Source organism: Halomonas sp. PBN3, from assembly GCF_000475415.1.
GTDB lineage: Bacteria > Pseudomonadota > Gammaproteobacteria > Pseudomonadales > Halomonadaceae > Halomonas > Halomonas shengliensis.
Genome location: NZ_AXCA01000037.1, coordinates 1 through 295 on the forward strand (window position 1 = coordinate 1; position 295 = coordinate 295).

Annotated in this window: 1 protein-coding gene; it reads right to left on the reverse strand. The window is 67.5% G+C overall.

Features of this window, described 5'->3' with window-relative positions; genetic code table 11:
- Window positions 1–94: 94 nt before the first annotated feature.
- A partial coding sequence (locus tag Q673_RS0117995) for a sigma-70 family RNA polymerase sigma factor (protein WP_031217554.1) occupies window positions 95–295 on the reverse strand: 201 nt, incomplete at its 5' end.

Consider the following 295-nt stretch of genomic DNA (forward strand, 5'->3'; position numbering starts at 1 on the left):
AGGAGCAAGCCAAGGGGTTCCCTTGCAGCTTGCTCCTCGATACTTCATGGTGGGCCCAGCCGCCCACGTCAGACACCAGGCGCCCTGCCGTGGATCATGCCACCAGGGCGTCGCCGATCTGCTGCTTGATCTTCTTCATGGCGTTCTTCTCGAGCTGGCGGATGCGCTCGGCGGAGACGCCGTAGACGTCGGCCAGCTCGTGCAGGGTGGCCTTCTCCTCGGCCAGCCAGCGGCGCTGCAGGATGTCCCGGGAGCGCTCGTCGAGGGCCTCCATGGCCTGCTGCAGGCGGCGGGT